Genomic DNA, 16,564 nt, shown 5'->3' with positions numbered 1-16,564 from the left:
CATCGCATCAAAGGGCACTGCCATCATTGCCAGTGCCTTACCGAGACGAATGGCGCACAGATGCCGCTGGGAGAGACGCGATGTTCAGCAAGCAAGACCAGATCCAGGGTTACGACGATGCACTGCTGGCGGCGATGAATGCCGAGGAGCAACGTCAGGAAGATCACATCGAGCTGATCGCGTCGGAGAACTACACCAGCAAGCGCGTCATGCAGGCGCAAGGCAGCGGCCTGACCAACAAATACGCCGAGGGCTATCCGGGCAAGCGCTACTACGGCGGCTGCGAGCATGTGGATAAAGTCGAAGCGCTGGCCATCGAACGCGCCAAGCAACTGTTTGGCGCCGACTATGCCAACGTCCAGCCGCACTCCGGCTCCTCGGCCAACAGCGCCGTGTACCTGGCGCTGATCCAGCCGGGTGACACCATCCTCGGCATGAGCCTGGCCCACGGCGGTCACCTGACCCACGGCGCGAAAGTGTCGTCCTCGGGCAAGCTCTACAACGCTGTGCAGTACGGCATCAACACCGACACCGGGCTGATCGACTACGACGAAGTCGAGCGTCTGGCCGTCGAGTGCAAACCGAAAATGATCGTTGCCGGTTTCTCCGCTTACTCGAAGACTCTGGATTTCCCGCGCTTCCGCCAAATCGCCGACAAGGTCGGCGCGCTGCTGTTCGTCGACATGGCCCACGTCGCCGGTCTGGTCGCTGCGGGCCTGTACCCGAATCCGCTGCCGTACGCCGACGTGGTCACCACCACCACGCACAAGACCCTGCGCGGTCCGCGTGGTGGGTTGATCCTGGCCAAGTCCAACGAAGAGATCGAGAAGAAGCTCAACGCCGCCGTTTTCCCCGGCGCCCAGGGCGGCCCGCTGATGCACGTCATCGCCGGTAAAGCGGTGTGCTTCAAGGAAGCGCTGGAGCCTGGCTTCAAGGCTTATCAGCAACAAGTGATCGACAACGCCCAGGCGATGGCCAGCGTGTTCATCAAGCGTGGCTACGATGTGGTCTCCGGCGGCACCGACAACCATCTGTTCCTGGTCAGCCTGATCCGTCAGGGCCTGACCGGCAAGGACGCCGACGCCGCGCTGGGCCGCGCGCACATCACGGTGAACAAGAACGCCGTGCCGAACGACCCGCAGTCGCCGTTCGTGACCTCGGGCCTGCGCATCGGCACCCCGGCGGTGACCACGCGCGGCTTCAAGGTCAGCCAGTGCGAAACCCTCGCCGGCTGGATCTGCGACATCCTCGACAACCTCGGCGACGCCGATGTCGAGGCCAATGTCGCCCAGCAGGTCTCGGCCCTGTGCGCAGACTTCCCGGTTTATCGCTGAGTCGGTTTTGGAGTAATGACTATGCAACGCTATTCCGGCTTCGGCCTGTTCAAACACTCGCTCAGCCACCACGAAAACTGGCAGCGCATGTGGCGCACGCCCACCCCGAAAAAAGTCTACGACGTGGTCATCGTCGGCGGCGGCGGGCACGGCCTGGCGACGGCCTACTATCTGGCCAAGGAGCACGGCATCACCAATGTCGCCGTGGTCGAGAAGGGTTGGCTGGGCGGCGGTAATACCGCGCGCAACACCACCATCGTGCGCTCCAACTACCTGTGGGACGAGTCGGCGCACCTCTACGAACACGCGATGAAATTGTGGGAAGGCCTGTCGCAGGATCTCAACTACAACGTGATGTTCTCCCAGCGTGGCGTCTACAACCTGTGCCACACCCTGCAGGACATCCGTGATTCCGAGCGTCGGGTCAGCGCCAACCGCCTCAACGGCGTCGACGGCGAACTGCTCGACGCCAAGCAGGTGGCGGACGAGATTCCGTACCTGGACTGCTCGAAAAACACCCGCTACCCGATCATGGGCGCCACCGTGCAGCGTCGCGGCGGCGTCGCCCGTCACGATGCCGTGGCGTGGGGCTTCGCCCGTGCCGCCGATGCCTTGGGTGTGGACCTGATCCAGCAGACCGAAGTGATCGGTTTCCGCAAGGAAAATGGCGTGTGCATCGGCGTTGAAACCAACAAGGGTTTCATCGGCGCCAAGCGCGTCGGCGTGGTGACGGCCGGTAACTCCGGGCACATGGCCAAGCTTGCCGGTTTTCGCCTGCCGATCGAATCCCACCCGCTGCAAGCGCTGGTGTCCGAGCCGATCAAACCGATTATCGACAGTGTGATCATGTCCAACGCCGTGCACGGTTACATCAGCCAGTCCGACAAGGGCGACCTGGTGATCGGCGCCGGTATCGACGGCTACAACGGCTACGGCCAGCGTGGTTCGTACCCGGTGATCGAACACACCATCCAGGCCATCGTCGAGATGTTCCCGGTGTTGTCCCGCGTACGCATGAACCGCCAGTGGGGCGGCATCGTCGACACCACCCCGGACGCTTGCCCGATCATCTCGAAAACGCCGGTACCAAACATGTTCTTCAACTGCGGTTGGGGCACCGGTGGCTTCAAGGCCACACCGGGTTCGGGCAACGTGTTTGCCGCGAGTCTGGCCAAGGGTGAAATGCACCCGCTGGCCGCACCGTTTTCCATTGACCGTTTCCACAACGGCGCGCTCATCGACGAACACGGCGCTGCTGCCGTCGCCCACTAACAGGAGAAATCCCCATGTTGCATATCTTCTGTCCTCACTGCGGCGAACTGCGCTCTGAAGAGGAATTCCACGCATCCGGTCAGGCGCACATCCCGCGTCCGCTGGATCCGAACGCCTGCACCGATGAAGAGTGGGGCGACTACATGTTCTTCCGCGATAACCCGCGCGGTCTGCACCACGAGTTGTGGGACCACGTTGCCGGTTGCCGCCAGTACTTCAACGTCACTCGCGATACCGTGACCTACGAGATTCTCGAGAGCTACAAGATCGGCGAGAAGCCGCAATTCACCGACAAGGCTGGCACTGCGAAAACAGCCACGACGGCGCTGGGAGAGAAGGTATGAGCCAGACCAATCGCCTGTCCAACGGTGGACGGATCGACCGTAACAAAGTGCTGAGCTTCACCTTCAACGGCCAGACCTACAAAGGCTATGAAGGCGACTCGCTGGCCGCTGCCCTGATCGCCAACGGCGTCGACATCATCGGCCGCAGCTTCAAGTATTCGCGCCCTCGCGGCATCTTCGCGGCTGGTTCCGAAGAGCCGAACGCGGTGCTGCAGATCGGTGCCACCGAAGCCACGCAGATTCCCAACGTGCGCGCCACGCAACAGGCGTTGTATCAGGGCCTGGTCGCCACCAGCACCAATGGCTGGCCGAGCGTCAACAACGACATGATGGGGATTCTCGGCAAGGTCGGCGGCAAGCTGATGCCGCCGGGTTTCTACTACAAAACCTTCATGTACCCGCAATCGTTCTGGATGACTTACGAGAAGTACATCCGCAAGGCTGCCGGCCTCGGCCGTTCGCCGACCGAGAACGATCCGGACACCTACGACTACATGAACCAGCACTGCGACGTGCTGATCGTCGGTGCCGGCCCGGCCGGTCTCGCCGCTGCCCTGGCGGCTGCGCGCAGCGGTGCCCGCGTGATTCTGGCCGATGAGCAGGAAGAGTTCGGCGGCAGCCTGCTTGATTCCCGCGAAAGCCTCGACGGCAAACCGGCGATGGAATGGGTCGCCAGTGTCATCGCTGAATTGAAGAACACTCCGGACGTGCTGCTGTTGCCGCGCGCCACGGTCAACGGCTACCACGACCACAACTTCCTGACCATTCACGAACGTCTCACCGATCACCTCGGTGACCGCGCGCCGATCGGTCAGGTGCGTCAGCGCATCCACCGTGTCCGCGCCAAGCGCGTGGTGCTGGCGACCGGCGCCCACGAGCGTCCGCTGGTCTACGGCAACAACGACGTGCCGGGCAACATGCTCGCTGGTGCGGTGTCGACCTACGTGCGTCGCTATGGCGTGGCGCCAGGCAAAAAACTCGTGCTGTCGACCAATAACGATCACGCCTATCGTGTCGCTCTGGATTGGCTCGATGCCAGTCTGCAAGTCGTCGCCATCGCTGACGCCCGCAGCAATCCGCGCGGTGCATTGGTCGAAGAAGCGCGCGCCAAAGGCATTCGCATCCTCACCGGCAGCGCCGTCATCGAAGTGCGTGGCAGCAAGCGTGTGACCGCTGCCCGCGTCGCCGCGATTGACGTCAAGGCACACGCCGTGACCAGCCCGGGCGAATGGCTCGACTGCGATCTGGTTGCCAGCTCCGGCGGTTACAGCCCGGTGGTTCACCTGGCTTCGCACCTCGGTGGCAAACCGGTCTGGCGTGAAGACATTCTCGGTTTCGTACCGGGCGAAGCACCGCAGAAGCGCGTGTGCGTCGGTGGCATCAATGGCGTCTACGCGCTCGGCGATTCGCTGGCCGACGGTTTTGAAGGTGGCGTGCGCGCTGCTGCCGAAGCCGGTTTCCAGACCGTCGAAGGCGTGTTGCCGAAAGCCCTGAGCCGTCTCGAAGAGCCGACCCTGGCGCTGTTCCAGGTGCCGCACGAGAAAAACTCGGCGCGTGCACCGAAGCAATTCGTCGACTTCCAGAACGACGTCACCGCCGGTGGCATCGAACTGGCGACCCGCGAAGGTTTCGAGTCGGTCGAGCACGTCAAGCGCTATACCGCGCTGGGCTTCGGCACCGATCAGGGCAAGCTCGGCAACGTCAACGGTCTGGCCATTGCCGCCCGTTCGCTGAACGTGACCATCCCGCAGATGGGCACCACCATGTTCCGTCCGAACTACACGCCGGTGACCTTCGGCGCCGTGGCCGGTCGGCATTGCGGGCACATCTTCGAACCGGTGCGCTACACCGCGCTGCATGCCTGGCACGTGAAGAACGGCGCCGAGTTTGAAGACGTCGGTCAGTGGAAGCGTCCCTGGTACTTCCCGAAAAACGGTGAAGACCTGCACGCGGCGGTCAAGCGCGAATGCAAAGCCGTGCGCGACAGCGTCGGCCTGCTCGATGCCTCGACCCTCGGCAAGATCGACATCCAAGGCCCGGATGCCCGCGAGTTCCTCAACCGCGTGTACACCAACGCCTGGACCAAGCTCGACGTGGGCAAGGCTCGCTACGGTCTGATGTGCAAGGAAGACGGCATGGTCTTCGACGACGGTGTGACCGCGTGTCTGGCCGACAACCATTTCGTCATGACCACCACCACCGGCGGCGCCGCGCGCGTACTGCAATGGCTGGAGCTGTACCACCAGACCGAATGGCCGGACCTGAAGGTGTACTTCACGTCGGTCACCGACCACTGGGCGACCATGACCCTCTCCGGGCCGAACAGCCGCAAGCTGCTCAGCGCCGTGACCGACATCGATCTGAGCAACGAAGCGTTCCCGTTCATGACCTGGAAAGAAGGTCTGGTCGGCGATGTGCCGGCGCGGGTGTTCCGTATCTCGTTCACCGGTGAGCTGTCGTACGAAGTCAACGTGCAGGCCGATTATGCGATGGGCGTGCTGGAGAAAATCGTCGAGGCCGGCAAGCAGTACAACCTGACGCCGTACGGCACCGAAACCATGCACGTTTTGCGGGCGGAGAAGGGCTTCATCATCGTCGGCCAGGACACCGACGGCTCGATGACCCCGGACGACCTGAACATGGGCTGGTGTGTCGGTCGCACCAAACCGTTCTCGTGGATCGGCCAGCGCGGCATGAACCGCGAAGATTGCGTGAAAGACCAGCGCAAACAACTGGTGGGCCTCAAGCCGATCGATCCGACCAAATGGCTGCCGGAAGGTGCCCAACTGGTGTTCAACACCAAGCAGGCGATCCCGATGACCATGGTCGGCCACGTGACCTCCAGCTACGCGCACAACTCCCTCGGTTATTCGTTTGCCATGGGTGTGGTCAAGGGCGGTCTCAAGCGCATGGGCGAGCGGGTGTTCGCACCGCTGGCCGATGGCAGCGTGATCGAGGCGGAAATCGTTTCTTCGGTGTTCTTCGATCCGAAGGGTGATCGCCAGAACATCTGACACTGATCGTTCCCACGCTCCGCGTGGGAATGCATCCCGGGACGCTCCGCGTCCCAAGAGCGGACGCAGAGCGTCCATGGCGGCATTCCCACGCAGAGCGTGGGAACGATCAACAGAATTCAGAAGGTGCTTTATGACCACAGCCAATGTTTACCAGCAACGCCCGACCACCGGCGCCCGTGCCGAGTCGTCGCTGCACCATGCCGACCTCGCCAGCCTGGTCGGCAAGGGCCGCAAGAACGCCGGCGTGATCGGGCGTGAGAAAAAACTCCTCGGCCACCTGACCATTCGTGGCGATGGCCACGATGCCGCGTTCGCGGCCGGTGTGCACAAAGCGTTGGGCATTGAATTGCCCGGCGCGCTGAGCGTGATCGTCAAAGGCGAAACCAGCCTGCAATGGATGGGCCCGGACGAGTGGCTGCTGATCGTGCCAAGCGGTGAGGAATTCGCCGCCGAGCAGAAACTGCGCGAAGCGCTGGGCGATCTGCACATTGCCATCGTCAACGTCAGCGGCGGCCAGCAGATCCTCGAACTGAGCGGGCCGAACGTGCGCCAGGTGCTGATGAAATCCACCAGCTATGACGTGCACCCGAACAACTTCCCGGTCGGCAAAGCGGTGGGCACGGTGTTCGCCAAATCGCAGCTGATGATTCGTCATACCGCCGAAGACACCTGGGAACTGCTGATCCGGCGCAGCTTCTCGGATTACTGGTGGTTGTGGTTGCAGGATGCTTCGGCCGAGTACGGCCTCAGCGTTCAGGCCTGAAAGATCAAAAGCTACCCCTCACCCCAGCCCTCTCCCCCAAGGGGGAGAGGGGAAAGGGAGCAGATAGATGATCGTTCCCACGCTCCGCGTGGGAATGCATCCCGGGACGCTCCGCGTCCCAAGAGCGGACGCAGAGCGTCCATGGCGGCATTCCCACGCAGAGCGTAGGAACGATCAGAGGAAAAAATATGAGCCGCGCCCCAGACACATGGATTCTGACCGCCGACTGCCCCAGCGTCCTCGGCACGGTGGACGCGGTCACGCGTTTTCTGTTCGAGCAGGGCTGTTATGTCACCGAGCACCACTCGTTCGATGACCGCCTCTCGGGGCGCTTCTTCATTCGCGTGGAATTCCGTCAGCCCGACGGCTTCGACGAGCAATCCTTCCGCGCAGGTCTGGCCGAGCGCGGACAGGCGTTCGGCATGCTCTTCGAGCTGACCGCGCCGAACTACCGGCCGAAAGTGGTGATCATGGTGTCCAAGGCCGATCACTGCCTCAACGACTTGCTCTATCGCCAGCGCATCGGCCAGTTGTCGATGGACGTGGCGGCGGTGGTGTCCAACCATCCGGATCTCAAGCCGTTGGCCGACTGGCACCAGATTCCCTACTACCATTTCCCTCTCGACCCCAATGACAAACCGGCGCAGGAGCGTCAGGTCTGGCAGGTGATCGAAGAGGCCGGTGCCGAACTGGTGATCCTCGCCCGCTACATGCAGGTGCTGTCGCCGGAGCTGTGCCGCAAGCTCGACGGCAAGGCGATCAACATTCATCACTCCCTGCTGCCGGGCTTCAAGGGCGCCAAGCCGTATCACCAGGCCTACAACAAGGGCGTGAAACTGGTGGGCGCGACGGCGCATTACATCAACAACGATCTCGATGAAGGGCCGATCATCGCCCAGGGCGTCGAGGCGGTGGATCACAGTCATTATCCCGAGGACCTGATTGCCAAGGGCCGGGATATCGAAGGCCTGACCTTGGCGCGGGCGGTCGGGTATCACATCGAAAGAAGGGTGTTCCTGAACGCCAACAGAACCGTCGTTCTCTAGATCGCTTTCGCGAGCAGGCTCGCTCCCACAGGGGTATGCATTCCAATGTGGGAGCGAGCCTGCTCGCGAAGGGGCCATAACAAACAACGCAAGACCAACAAGCAATACCCGAGCACTCAACGCGCTGCCCAACCGGGGCAACGCAGTTCCATAAAAACAACAGCGAGGTGAAAGCATGTCTGGCAATCGTGGTGTGGTGTATCTCGGCGCTGGCAAGGTCGAAGTACAGAAAATCGACTATCCGAAAATGCAGGACCCGCGCGGTCGCAAGATCGAACACGGGGTCATCCTCAAAGTGGTTTCCACCAACATCTGCGGCTCCGACCAACACATGGTGCGCGGTCGGACCACGGCGCAGACCGGTCTGGTGCTGGGTCACGAAATCACCGGCGAGGTGATCGAAAAGGGCTCCGACGTCGAAAACCTGAAGATCGGCGATCTGGTCTCTGTTCCGTTCAACGTGGCTTGCGGGCGCTGCCGTTCCTGCAAGGAGCAACACACCGGCGTCTGCCTGACCGTCAACCCGGCCCGTGCCGGCGGCGCATACGGTTACGTCGACATGGGCGACTGGACCGGTGGCCAGGCCGAATACGTGCTGGTGCCGTACGCCGACTTCAACCTGCTGAAACTGCCGGATCGCGACAAGGCCATGGAGAAAATCCGCGACCTGACCTGCCTCTCCGACATCCTCCCGACCGGTTACCACGGCGCGGTCACTGCCGGCGTTGGCCCGGGCAGCTCCGTATACATCGCTGGCGCCGGTCCGGTCGGCCTCGCCGCTGCCGCTTCCGCACGCTTGCTCGGTGCGGCGGTGGTGATCGTCGGCGACGTCAACACCATCCGCCTGGCCCACGCCAAGGCACAGGGCTTTGAGGTCGTCGACCTGTCCAAGGACACCCCGCTGCACGAACAGATCGCCGCGCTGCTGGGCGAGCCGGAAGTCGATTGCGCGGTGGACTGCGTCGGTTTCGAAGCACGCGGCCACGGCCACGACGGCGTCAAGGCCGAAGCCCCGGCCACGGTGCTCAACTCACTGATGGGCGTGGTGCGCGTTGCCGGCAAGATCGGTATCCCGGGCCTGTACGTCACCGAAGATCCGGGCGCCGTCGACGCCGCGGCGAAAATGGGCAGCCTGAGCATCCGCTTCGGCCTGGGCTGGGCCAAATCCCACAGCTTCCACACTGGGCAGACTCCAGTGATGAAGTACAACCGCCAGTTGATGCAGGCAATCATGTGGGACCGCATCAACATCGCCGAAGTGGTCGGCGTGCAAGTGATCAGCCTCGATCAGGCGCCGGAAGGTTACGGCGAGTTCGATGCGGGTGTGCCGAAGAAGTTTGTGATTGATCCGCATAAGTTGTTCAGTGCGGCGTAACGGATCAAGGTGACAAAAAGGGCGGCCGAAATGCCGCCTTTTTCATTTCCGCTAATCGTTATTCATTCGTGCTAAAGGAGCACTGAGTTAACGACGCAGTGCATTGACCGGTTTTCGTCCAATCGCTGGATGTCGATTCGAAGTGAGCGACATCTGCTACCAAGGCAATGTTTCCATAACGGCAACTTATCTGATTGACCAGGATTGGACCGGTTTCGTCTTCGTCTTCGGTAATGTGCGTAACGCTTTCAAACTCAGTGCCCCTGTTGATTTTCAGCTCGTTCGGATTCGCCACCTTCCAGATTCTACCGAAGTTGTCCTTGAGCTCAGAACCATCCCTGGCCTCTTGCATGCCTGAAAGCACGGGGCAGGTGTCTGCCTGTGCGAGGCCTGCAGTAACTGCTAAACAGAGCGGCGTGAATAGTCTTGCGATACGCATGATTCCATTTCCTTGGCGAGTTGAAGGTCAACCATGCCCCGGAAGCATTGCGACGACTACTGTCATATATGACAGTTTATGAGAACCATTAGGAATGAATCAGGTGGGTTTTATCGCGAGCAGTGGTCGGCCGGACTAATATCATTTCCCGGTTCTGGAACAGCTCATTGAGTCTCCGGTCAAAAGGCGCAGCTCCGCCTGTTGATGGAGCCCAAGAAATAAGAGGATGTCTGAATGAAGATTTCACGCGGTTTTGCCCTGGCATCGCTCCTGACTCTGGCCGCCGGGCCGGTGTTTGCCGGTTTCAGTTTGAACGACGTGGCCGGTGCGGTAGCGGGAATGCAGGGTGGTGACAAGGCGGCTGCTGCGGCGCCGACCTCGGAGACCGCTGGTTTGTTGAGTGCTCTGAGTGCACTGGACGTCACGCCGGAGCAGGCCGTTGGCGGTACCAGTGCGATGCTCGGGTTGGCGAAGAATCAGTTGAGCAGCACCGACTATTCGCAACTGGCCAAGGAAGTGCCGGGCATCGACAAGTTGTCCGGTGGCAGCGGCAATCTGGCGGCGCTGGGCGCGTTGCTCGGTTCGTCCGGCAAGTCCGCTGGCCTTGAGAATGCGCTGGGTAATGTCAAAGACAGCAACGACCTCAACAACGCGTTCAGCGCGCTGGGCATGGACAGCGGCATGATCGGCCAGTTTGCCCCGGTGCTCCTGCAATACCTCGGTCAGCAGGGCGTCGGCGGTTCGCTGTTGAGCAGCCTGGGCAGCATCTGGGGTGTCGGCACGGGCACCTGAGTCAGCCGCGCTCATTGCGCAGTTCGACGATGCGCTGATCCTTCTCGGTCCAGAGCTGGTTGACCCAGTTCTGGACGTGTTGGCGAAAGGCCGGATCTTTCTCGTAATCGCCTTGCCACAGCGCCGGGTCGAGTTCGCGGGTCCTGATGTCGATGATCACTCGCGGCACGCTGCCGCTGATCAAGTCCCAGAAGCCCGGGATTTTTTCCTGCGGGTACACCACCGTCACATCGAGCATCGCGTCGAGTTGTTCACCCATCGCCGCCAGCACGAACGCCACGCCGCCGGCCTTGGGTTTGAGCAAGTGGTTGAACGGTGATTCCTGCTGGGTGCTTTTCGCCAGGGTGTAGCGAGTGCCTTCCAGATAATTCACCACCGTCACCGGCTGGCGCTTGAACAGCTCGCACGCCGCTTTGGTGATTTCCAGATCCTTGCCCGCCAGCTCGGGGTTCTTTGCCAGAAAGGCTTTGGTGTAGCGCTTCATGAACGGGTAATCCAGCGCCCACCACGCCAAGCCGAGGAACGGCACCCAGATCAGCTCTTTTTTCAGAAAGAATTTGAAGAACGGCGTGCGCCGGTTGAGGGTCTGGATCAGTGCCGGAATATCGACCCACGATTGATGGTTGCTGACCACCAGATAGGAGGTGTCGCGGCGCAGATCGTCGCCGCCGCGAATGTCCCACTGCGTCGGGATGCACAGCTGGAAGATCAGCTTGTCGATCTCGGCCCAGGTCTCGGCAATCCACATCACCGCCCCCGACGCGTAATCCCGCCAGCGCCCGGGTGCAACCAGCTTGAGCAGGGCGAACACCATCAACGGCCCGATCAGGATCAGGGTGTTGAGCAACAGCAACAGGGTGACGAAACAGCCGGTGAGCAGGCGGCGCATAAGCAACTCTATGAAGTGGCAGGGGCGAGCCATGATAAGCAGCTTCGCGCAGCAGGCCAAATCGGCGCTGACGAATGTTTCACTTCAGTCCCGTTAACCTGATCGTTCCCCCGCTCTGCGTGGTAACGCCGCCCGGGACGCTCCGCGTCCCCTGTGACGCAGAGCGTCACTGGATCCATTCCCACGCAGAGCGTGGGAACGATCAACCGTGCGACGGTCTAAAATGCCGTTGCCCAACCTCCCAAGGAAAACCCTTACGTGAAATCCCTCCTTGCTCTGTTTGCCCTCGTTGCGCTGCCGGTCATGGCCGCCGAGCCGACGCTGTACGGTCGCTACGAATACATCGCGCTGCCGGAAATCGGTGGCGAAGTGCTCAAGGCCAAGATGGACACCGGCGCGCTGACCGCCTCGCTGTCGGCCAAGGACATCGAGACCTTCACCCGCGATGGCGAAGACTGGGTGCGTTTCCGCCTCGCCACCAAGGACGCCAGCAACAAGGTTTTCGAGCACAAGGTCGCGCGGATCAGCAAGATCAAAAGCCGTTCCGACGAGGACGATGAAGAGCGCGACAGCAGCGATGTCGCCAAGCGCCCGGTGGTCGATCTGGAACTGTGCCTGGGCAACGTCAAGCGCACCGTCGAGGTCAACCTGACCGACCGCAGCCACTTCAACTATCCGCTGCTGATCGGCGCCAAGGCCTTGCGCGAGTTCGGCGCGGCGGTCAACCCGGCGCGGCGTTACACCGCCGACAAGCCTGGCTGCTAAGCGGTCTGATTGACGTAACCCCGGGCTTGGGGCACCGTTCGCGCACTAACTGCCACGGGCTCGGACGCCATGCCGCACATCCTGATTGTCGAAGACGAAGCGGCGATTGCCGACACATTGATTTTTGCCTTGCAGGGCGAGGGGTTCAGCACCACGTGGCTGAACCTCGGCGCGGCGGCGCTGGAGCATCAGCGACAAACCCCGGCCGACCTGATCATTCTCGATATCGGCCTGCCGGACATCAGTGGCTTCGAAACCTGCAAGCAGTTGCGACGCTTCACGGAAGTGCCGGTGCTGTTTCTCAGCGCCCGCGACGCCGAGATCGATCGCGTGGTGGGTCTGGAGATCGGTGCCGACGATTACGTGGTCAAGCCGTTCAGCCCGCGTGAAGTGGCGGCGCGGGTCAAAGCCATCCTCAAACGCATGGCGCCGCGCCCGACCCTGGAAGCAGGCTCAACGCTGTTTCGCATCGATGCCGAACGCGTGCAGATCAGCTATCGCGGCCAGCCGCTGAGCCTGACCCGCCATGAATTCCGCTTGTTGCAATGCCTGCTCGAACAACCTGAGCGGGTGTTCAGCCGCGAGCAATTGCTCGATGCGCTGGGCGTAGCGGCCGATGCCGGTTACGAACGCAGCATCGACAGCCACATCAAAAGCCTGCGCGCCAAGTTGCGCCTGGTGCGCGCCGAGGCCGAGCCGATCCAGACCCATCGCGGCCTCGGTTACAGCTATAGCCCGGGGCACAGCTGATGTCGCTGGGGCTGCGGATCTTTCTGGTGTACGTGCTGTTTGTCGGCCTGACCGGCTATTTCGTCCTCAACACGGTGATGGAGGAAATCCGCCCCGGCGTGCGCCAGTCCACCGAGGAGACGCTGGTGGACACCGCCAACCTGATGGCAGAAATCCTGCGCGACGATTTCAAGGCCGGCACCCTCAGCGAGAACCGCTGGCCGCAATTGCTCCGCGCCTATGGCGAGCGCCAGCCGCAAGCGACCATCTGGGGCTTGCCGAAGAACCAGGTCAACCACCGCATCTACGTCACCGACGCCAAGGGCATCGTCGTGCTCGACTCCAGCGGCGTCGCAGTCGGCCAGGATTATTCACGCTGGAACGATGTTTACCTGACCCTGCGCGGCGAGTACGGCGCGCGCTCCAGCCGTAGCGATCCTGACGATCCGAGCTCTTCAGTGATGCACGTCGGCGCGCCGATCCGCGACAACGGCAAGATTATCGGCGTGGTCACCGTGGCCAAGCCCAACAGTTCGCTGCAACCCTACGTCGATCGCACCGAGCGGCGCTTGCTGTTTTACGGCGCCGGACTGATCGGCCTCGGCCTGCTCTTCGGCGCCTTGCTCTCATGGTGGCTCAGCCGCGCGCTGCACCGTTTGACCGGTTATGCCCAGGCGGTCAGCGAAGGCCGGCGCGTGGAAGTGCCGCACTATCGCGGCGGCGAACTGGAGCAACTGGCCACAGCGGTCGAGCAGATGCGCACGCAGCTCGAAGGCAAGGCCTACGTCGAGCGCTACGTGCACACCCTGACCCATGAATTGAAAAGTCCGCTGGCGGCGATCCGGGGCGCGGCGGAGTTGCTGCAAAGTGATATGCCGGCCGTCCAGCGTTTGCGCTTTGTCAGCAACATCGACAGCGAAAGCGCGCGAATGCAGCAGTTGATCGAGCGCCTGCTCAACCTGGCGCAAGTCGAACAACGCCAAGGGCTGGAAGAACGGGTGGCAGTGCCGCTGGCGCTGTTGGTCGCAGAACTGCTCAAGGCGCAGGCCGCGCGGATCGAGGGCAAACAACTGCGCGTCGAGCAAGCGATCGGCGAGGATCTGCTGTTGATTGGCGAGCCGTTTCTGCTGCGCCAGGCGTTGGGCAATCTGCTGGAAAACGCACTCGATTTCACCCCGACGTCGGGGCTGTTGCGCTTGAGCGCCGAGCGGGTTGGCGAGCAGATCGAGTTCCGCCTGTTCAACCAGACCACGCCGATTCCCGATTACGCCTTGCCACGCCTGACCGAACGCTTCTACTCGTTGCCGCGCCCGGACAGCGGACGTAAGAGCACCGGGCTGGGGCTGAACTTCGTTGAAGAGGTGGTCAAGTTGCATGACGGGGTGATGCGCATTGGCAATGTCGAGGGCGGGGTTGAGGTGGTATTGCGCTTGCCTTGAAACCCAGTCGCGGCCTTCGCGAGCAGGCTCGCTCCCACAGGGGAATGCATTCTCCACACAATCTCCATATTGCCCGCACATTCCCTCCACACCGCATCAGCAGACTTCTCCCATCCAAACAGGGAGAGTCCCATGAACAAGAATCTGACCATCAAACTCGGCGCGATCGCCTTGCTGATCCTGCTGTTGCTGATCCCCTTGCTGATGATCGACGGCATCATCGATGAGCGTCAGCAACTGCGCGACGGTGTGCTCGAAGACATCGCGCGCAGCTCCAGTTACAGCCAGCAACTGACCGGGCCGGTGATGGTGGTGCCGTATCGCAAGGTGGTGCGCACCTGGAAGACCAACGAGAAAACCAACAAGCGCTACGAAGAAGTCAGCGAAGCGCGCGGGCGTCTGTACTTTCTGCCGGAGCGTTTCGAACTCGACGGCCAGGTGCAGACCGAACTGCGCAAACGCGGCATTTACGAGGCACGGCTGTTCCACGCCGACAACCGCATCGATGGGCATTTTTCCCTGCCGGCGCAGTTGGGCATCAAGGAGAATTTTGCCGATTACCAATTCGACGCGCCGTTCCTTGCCGTCGGTATCAGCGATATTCGCGGCATCGAAAACGCGCTGAAACTCGAGCTCGGCGGCCAGCAACTTGACTTCGTGCCCGGCAGCGAAGTGGCCTGGATCGGCGAGGGCGTACACGTGACCCTGCCGGCGCTCGACGCCAGCAAAGCCACGCAATTGACCTTCGGTTTCGACCTGCGCCTGCAAGGCACCGGCTCGCTGCGGGTGGTGCCGGTGGGCAAGACCAGCAGTGTCAGCCTCGCCGCCAACTGGCCGCACCCCAGCTTCGTCGGCAACTTCCTGCCGGCCAAGCGCGAGATCAACGATCAGGGTTTCAGCGCCGACTGGCAGACCTCGTTTTTCTCCACCAACCTGCAAGAGGCAATGGAGCGCTGCGTCGCTGGCGACTGTGATGCACTCAACGGCCGCAGCTTCGGCGTCAGCTTCATCGATCCGGTGGATCAGTACCTGAAGAGCGATCGGGCGATCAAATACGCGCTGCTGTTCATCGTCCTCACCTTCGCCGGTTTCTTCCTCTTCGAAGTGCTCAAGAGCCTGGCGGTGCACCCGGTGCAATATGCCCTGGTCGGTGTTGCGCTGGCATTCTTTTACCTGCTGCTGTTGTCGCTGTCGGAACACATCGGTTTTGCGCTGGCGTATCTGTTGTCGGCGAGTGGCTGCGTGTTGCTGATCGGCTTCTATGTCAGCCACGTCCTGCGCAGCGCGCGGCACGGCTTGAGTTTCTCGGCCGGGCTGGCGGCGCTGTATGGCCTGCTGTGCGGCTTGCTCAGCGCCGAGGATTACGCGCTGTTGATGGGCTCGCTGATGCTGTTCGGTCTGCTCGGCGTGTTCATGGTGCTGACGCGCAAACTGGACTGGTACGGGATTGGTTTGAAGTCCGCCAAGCCGCTGGAGTTTGACGTGGAGGCGATGCAATGAGCGGGTGGCTTGGGTTACGCGAGGAACAGCGGGAAGCGGAGGTTTTGGTGACGCTGCTTATTGCGTCACTACCTCCGAAACCGAGTTGGTGCATTCGCGAGCAAGCTCGCTCCCACATTGGAATGTGGTCAACTGTGGGAGCGAGCCTGCTCGCGAAGAGGCCGGAACAGGCAGCCCAGATCTAGGGCTTGGGCATCGTCGCCACCATGGACGGTCGCTGACTCACCTCGAAATACCAGTTGGCCAGTTGCGGATTGGCTGCACGCCAGTCCATGTCCGGGAAGCGCAGATCCAGATAGCCCAGCGCGCAGGCCACGCTGATCGCCGCGACATCGAAGTGGCTGGTCAGCTCGGCAATCGCTTCGCTCTCCAGCACGGCGAGGGCGCGGCGGATCTTGTCGCGCTGGGCGTCGAGCCATTCGTCCCAGTGTTTTTCCACCGGGCGCAGCACGGTTTCATAACGCACCATCACCGAGGCATCCATGATCCCGTCGGCCATCGACGCCAGGGTCAGGCGCCGCCAGCGCGCCGCACCTTCACGGGGGATCAGCGGATTGCCGACGTGCTGCTGGTCGAGGTACTCGAGGATGACGCGGCTGTCATGGATGACATTGCCATCGGCCAGGCGCAGGGCGGGGATTTTGCTCAACGGGTTGTCGGCGATCAGCTCCGGGTTCGGGCTGACCGGGCTGAGCACACAGTCCTGCAGCGCGACACGATCCTGCTGACCGGTTTCGTGCAGCAGCACCATGACCTTGCGGACAAAGGGCGACAGGGTGTTGTGGTACAGGGTCATGCTGGGGGCGGACATGGCAAGGTCTCGATCAGGACAATGATCGGGCAGCATAGCCTGCTCGCGT

At 61.9% G+C, this 16,564-nt stretch carries 15 protein-coding genes; 12 read left to right on the top strand and 3 right to left on the bottom strand.

Annotation, left to right across the window (positions count from 1 at the left end; genetic code table 11):
* Positions 1–80: 80 nt before the first annotated feature.
* The 7 genes from glyA (at position 81) to fdhA (ending at position 9,151) form a co-directional block, all read left to right on the top strand.
* The gene (gene glyA / locus ACYSTU_RS04615) at positions 81–1,334 is read left to right on the top strand and encodes a serine hydroxymethyltransferase (RefSeq protein ID WP_024014589.1); all 1,254 of its coding nucleotides are present in this window, start codon (positions 81–83) and stop codon (positions 1,332–1,334) included.
* Positions 1,335–1,355: 21 nt separating this feature from the next.
* Positions 1,356–2,606 (top strand): sarcosine oxidase subunit beta, encoded by a 1,251-nt coding sequence (locus ACYSTU_RS04610; RefSeq protein WP_016772829.1) that lies wholly within the window; start codon positions 1,356–1,358, stop codon positions 2,604–2,606.
* A 14-nt stretch (positions 2,607–2,620) separates the two neighbouring features.
* Positions 2,621–2,950 carry a sarcosine oxidase subunit delta gene (locus tag ACYSTU_RS04605; RefSeq protein ID WP_016772830.1) on the top strand — a complete coding sequence of 110 codons (330 nt, stop codon included), beginning with the start codon at positions 2,621–2,623 and terminating at the stop codon, positions 2,948–2,950.
* Positions 2,947–5,964 (top strand): sarcosine oxidase subunit alpha, encoded by a 3,018-nt coding sequence (locus ACYSTU_RS04600; protein ID WP_110646293.1) that lies wholly within the window; start codon positions 2,947–2,949, stop codon positions 5,962–5,964. The genes ACYSTU_RS04605 and ACYSTU_RS04600 overlap by 4 nt, the downstream gene beginning before the upstream one ends.
* 133 nt (positions 5,965–6,097) lie before the next feature.
* Positions 6,098–6,730 carry a sarcosine oxidase subunit gamma gene (locus ACYSTU_RS04595; protein ID WP_498996373.1) on the top strand — a complete coding sequence of 211 codons (633 nt, stop codon included), beginning with the start codon at positions 6,098–6,100 and terminating at the stop codon, positions 6,728–6,730.
* Between the two features lie 188 nt (positions 6,731–6,918).
* Positions 6,919–7,776: a formyltetrahydrofolate deformylase gene (purU, locus tag ACYSTU_RS04590; protein ID WP_039757644.1), complete on the top strand. Its 858-nt coding sequence runs from the start codon at positions 6,919–6,921 to the stop codon at positions 7,774–7,776.
* Between the two features lie 175 nt (positions 7,777–7,951).
* Entirely contained in the window at positions 7,952–9,151 is a 1,200-nt protein-coding gene (gene fdhA / locus ACYSTU_RS04585; RefSeq protein WP_016772834.1) for a formaldehyde dehydrogenase, glutathione-independent, read from the top strand.
* Positions 9,152–9,209: 58 nt separating this feature from the next.
* Here the strand turns inward: fdhA and ACYSTU_RS04580 are convergent, their stop codons facing one another.
* Positions 9,210–9,590 carry a hypothetical protein gene (locus tag ACYSTU_RS04580; protein WP_071173848.1) on the bottom strand — a complete coding sequence of 127 codons (381 nt, stop codon included), beginning with the start codon at positions 9,588–9,590 and terminating at the stop codon, positions 9,210–9,212.
* 234 nt (positions 9,591–9,824) lie between these two features.
* On the opposite strand from ACYSTU_RS04580, the gene ACYSTU_RS04575 reads away from it, so the two are divergent.
* The gene (locus tag ACYSTU_RS04575; protein ID WP_041476745.1) at positions 9,825–10,382 is read left to right on the top strand and encodes a DUF2780 domain-containing protein; all 558 of its coding nucleotides are present in this window, start codon (positions 9,825–9,827) and stop codon (positions 10,380–10,382) included.
* A 1-nt stretch (position 10,383) separates the two neighbouring features.
* On the opposite strand, the gene yihG is transcribed toward ACYSTU_RS04575, so the two are convergent.
* A complete protein-coding gene (yihG, locus tag ACYSTU_RS04570; RefSeq protein WP_498996368.1) occupies positions 10,384–11,271 on the bottom strand; it encodes a 1-acylglycerol-3-phosphate O-acyltransferase, YihG family in 888 nt (295 codons plus the stop codon).
* Between the two features lie 258 nt (positions 11,272–11,529).
* On the opposite strand from yihG, the gene rloA2 reads away from it, so the two are divergent.
* From rloA2 to creD, 4 genes are all read left to right on the top strand, one after another.
* Entirely contained in the window at positions 11,530–12,036 is a 507-nt protein-coding gene (gene rloA2 / locus ACYSTU_RS04565; RefSeq protein ID WP_336464639.1) for a retropepsin-like aspartic peptidase RloA2, read from the top strand.
* A gap of 69 nt (positions 12,037–12,105) precedes the next feature.
* Positions 12,106–12,786: a two-component system response regulator CreB gene (gene creB / locus ACYSTU_RS04560; protein ID WP_016772840.1), complete on the top strand. Its 681-nt coding sequence runs from the start codon at positions 12,106–12,108 to the stop codon at positions 12,784–12,786.
* Entirely contained in the window at positions 12,786–14,204 is a 1,419-nt protein-coding gene (gene creC, locus ACYSTU_RS04555; protein ID WP_476307473.1) for a two-component system sensor histidine kinase CreC, read from the top strand. The genes creB and creC overlap by 1 nt, the downstream gene beginning before the upstream one ends.
* A 132-nt stretch (positions 14,205–14,336) precedes the next feature.
* Positions 14,337–15,704, top strand: coding sequence for a cell envelope integrity protein CreD (gene creD / locus ACYSTU_RS04550; protein WP_498996364.1), 1,368 nt, complete (start codon positions 14,337–14,339; stop codon positions 15,702–15,704).
* A 181-nt stretch (positions 15,705–15,885) separates the two neighbouring features.
* Here the strand turns inward: creD and ACYSTU_RS04545 are convergent, their stop codons facing one another.
* Positions 15,886–16,515, bottom strand: a complete 630-nt coding sequence (locus ACYSTU_RS04545; protein ID WP_051600799.1) for a glutathione S-transferase — start codon at positions 16,513–16,515, stop codon at positions 15,886–15,888.
* Between the last annotated feature and the right edge of the window lie 49 nt (positions 16,516–16,564).

This window comes from Pseudomonas glycinis (genome assembly GCF_054871425.1).
The sequence above is the reverse complement of the archived record's forward strand: the minus strand, read 5'-3'. Positions and strand labels throughout refer to the sequence as shown.

What these genes read in the sequence shown, in the direction of transcription:
- ACYSTU_RS04605 (WP_016772830.1), top strand. Translation starts at nt 2,621, where the DNA reads ATGTTGCATATCTTCTGTCCTCACTGCGGCGAACTGCGCTCTGAAGAG.
- creB (WP_016772840.1), top strand. Translation starts at nt 12,106, where the DNA reads ATGCCGCACATCCTGATTGTCGAAGACGAAGCGGCGATTGCCGACACA.
- creC (WP_476307473.1), top strand. Translation starts at nt 12,786, where the DNA reads ATGTCGCTGGGGCTGCGGATCTTTCTGGTGTACGTGCTGTTTGTCGGC.
- yihG (WP_498996368.1), bottom strand. Translation starts at nt 11,271, where the DNA reads ATGCGCCGCCTGCTCACCGGCTGTTTCGTCACCCTGTTGCTGTTGCTC.
- ACYSTU_RS04545 (WP_051600799.1), bottom strand. Translation starts at nt 16,515, where the DNA reads ATGTCCGCCCCCAGCATGACCCTGTACCACAACACCCTGTCGCCCTTT.
- fdhA (WP_016772834.1), top strand. Translation starts at nt 7,952, where the DNA reads ATGTCTGGCAATCGTGGTGTGGTGTATCTCGGCGCTGGCAAGGTCGAA.
- ACYSTU_RS04600 (WP_110646293.1), top strand. Translation starts at nt 2,947, where the DNA reads ATGAGCCAGACCAATCGCCTGTCCAACGGTGGACGGATCGACCGTAAC.
- ACYSTU_RS04595 (WP_498996373.1), top strand. Translation starts at nt 6,098, where the DNA reads ATGACCACAGCCAATGTTTACCAGCAACGCCCGACCACCGGCGCCCGT.
- ACYSTU_RS04610 (WP_016772829.1), top strand. Translation starts at nt 1,356, where the DNA reads ATGCAACGCTATTCCGGCTTCGGCCTGTTCAAACACTCGCTCAGCCAC.
- ACYSTU_RS04580 (WP_071173848.1), bottom strand. Translation starts at nt 9,590, where the DNA reads ATGCGTATCGCAAGACTATTCACGCCGCTCTGTTTAGCAGTTACTGCA.
- purU (WP_039757644.1), top strand. Translation starts at nt 6,919, where the DNA reads ATGAGCCGCGCCCCAGACACATGGATTCTGACCGCCGACTGCCCCAGC.
- ACYSTU_RS04575 (WP_041476745.1), top strand. Translation starts at nt 9,825, where the DNA reads ATGAAGATTTCACGCGGTTTTGCCCTGGCATCGCTCCTGACTCTGGCC.
- glyA (WP_024014589.1), top strand. Translation starts at nt 81, where the DNA reads ATGTTCAGCAAGCAAGACCAGATCCAGGGTTACGACGATGCACTGCTG.
- creD (WP_498996364.1), top strand. Translation starts at nt 14,337, where the DNA reads ATGAACAAGAATCTGACCATCAAACTCGGCGCGATCGCCTTGCTGATC.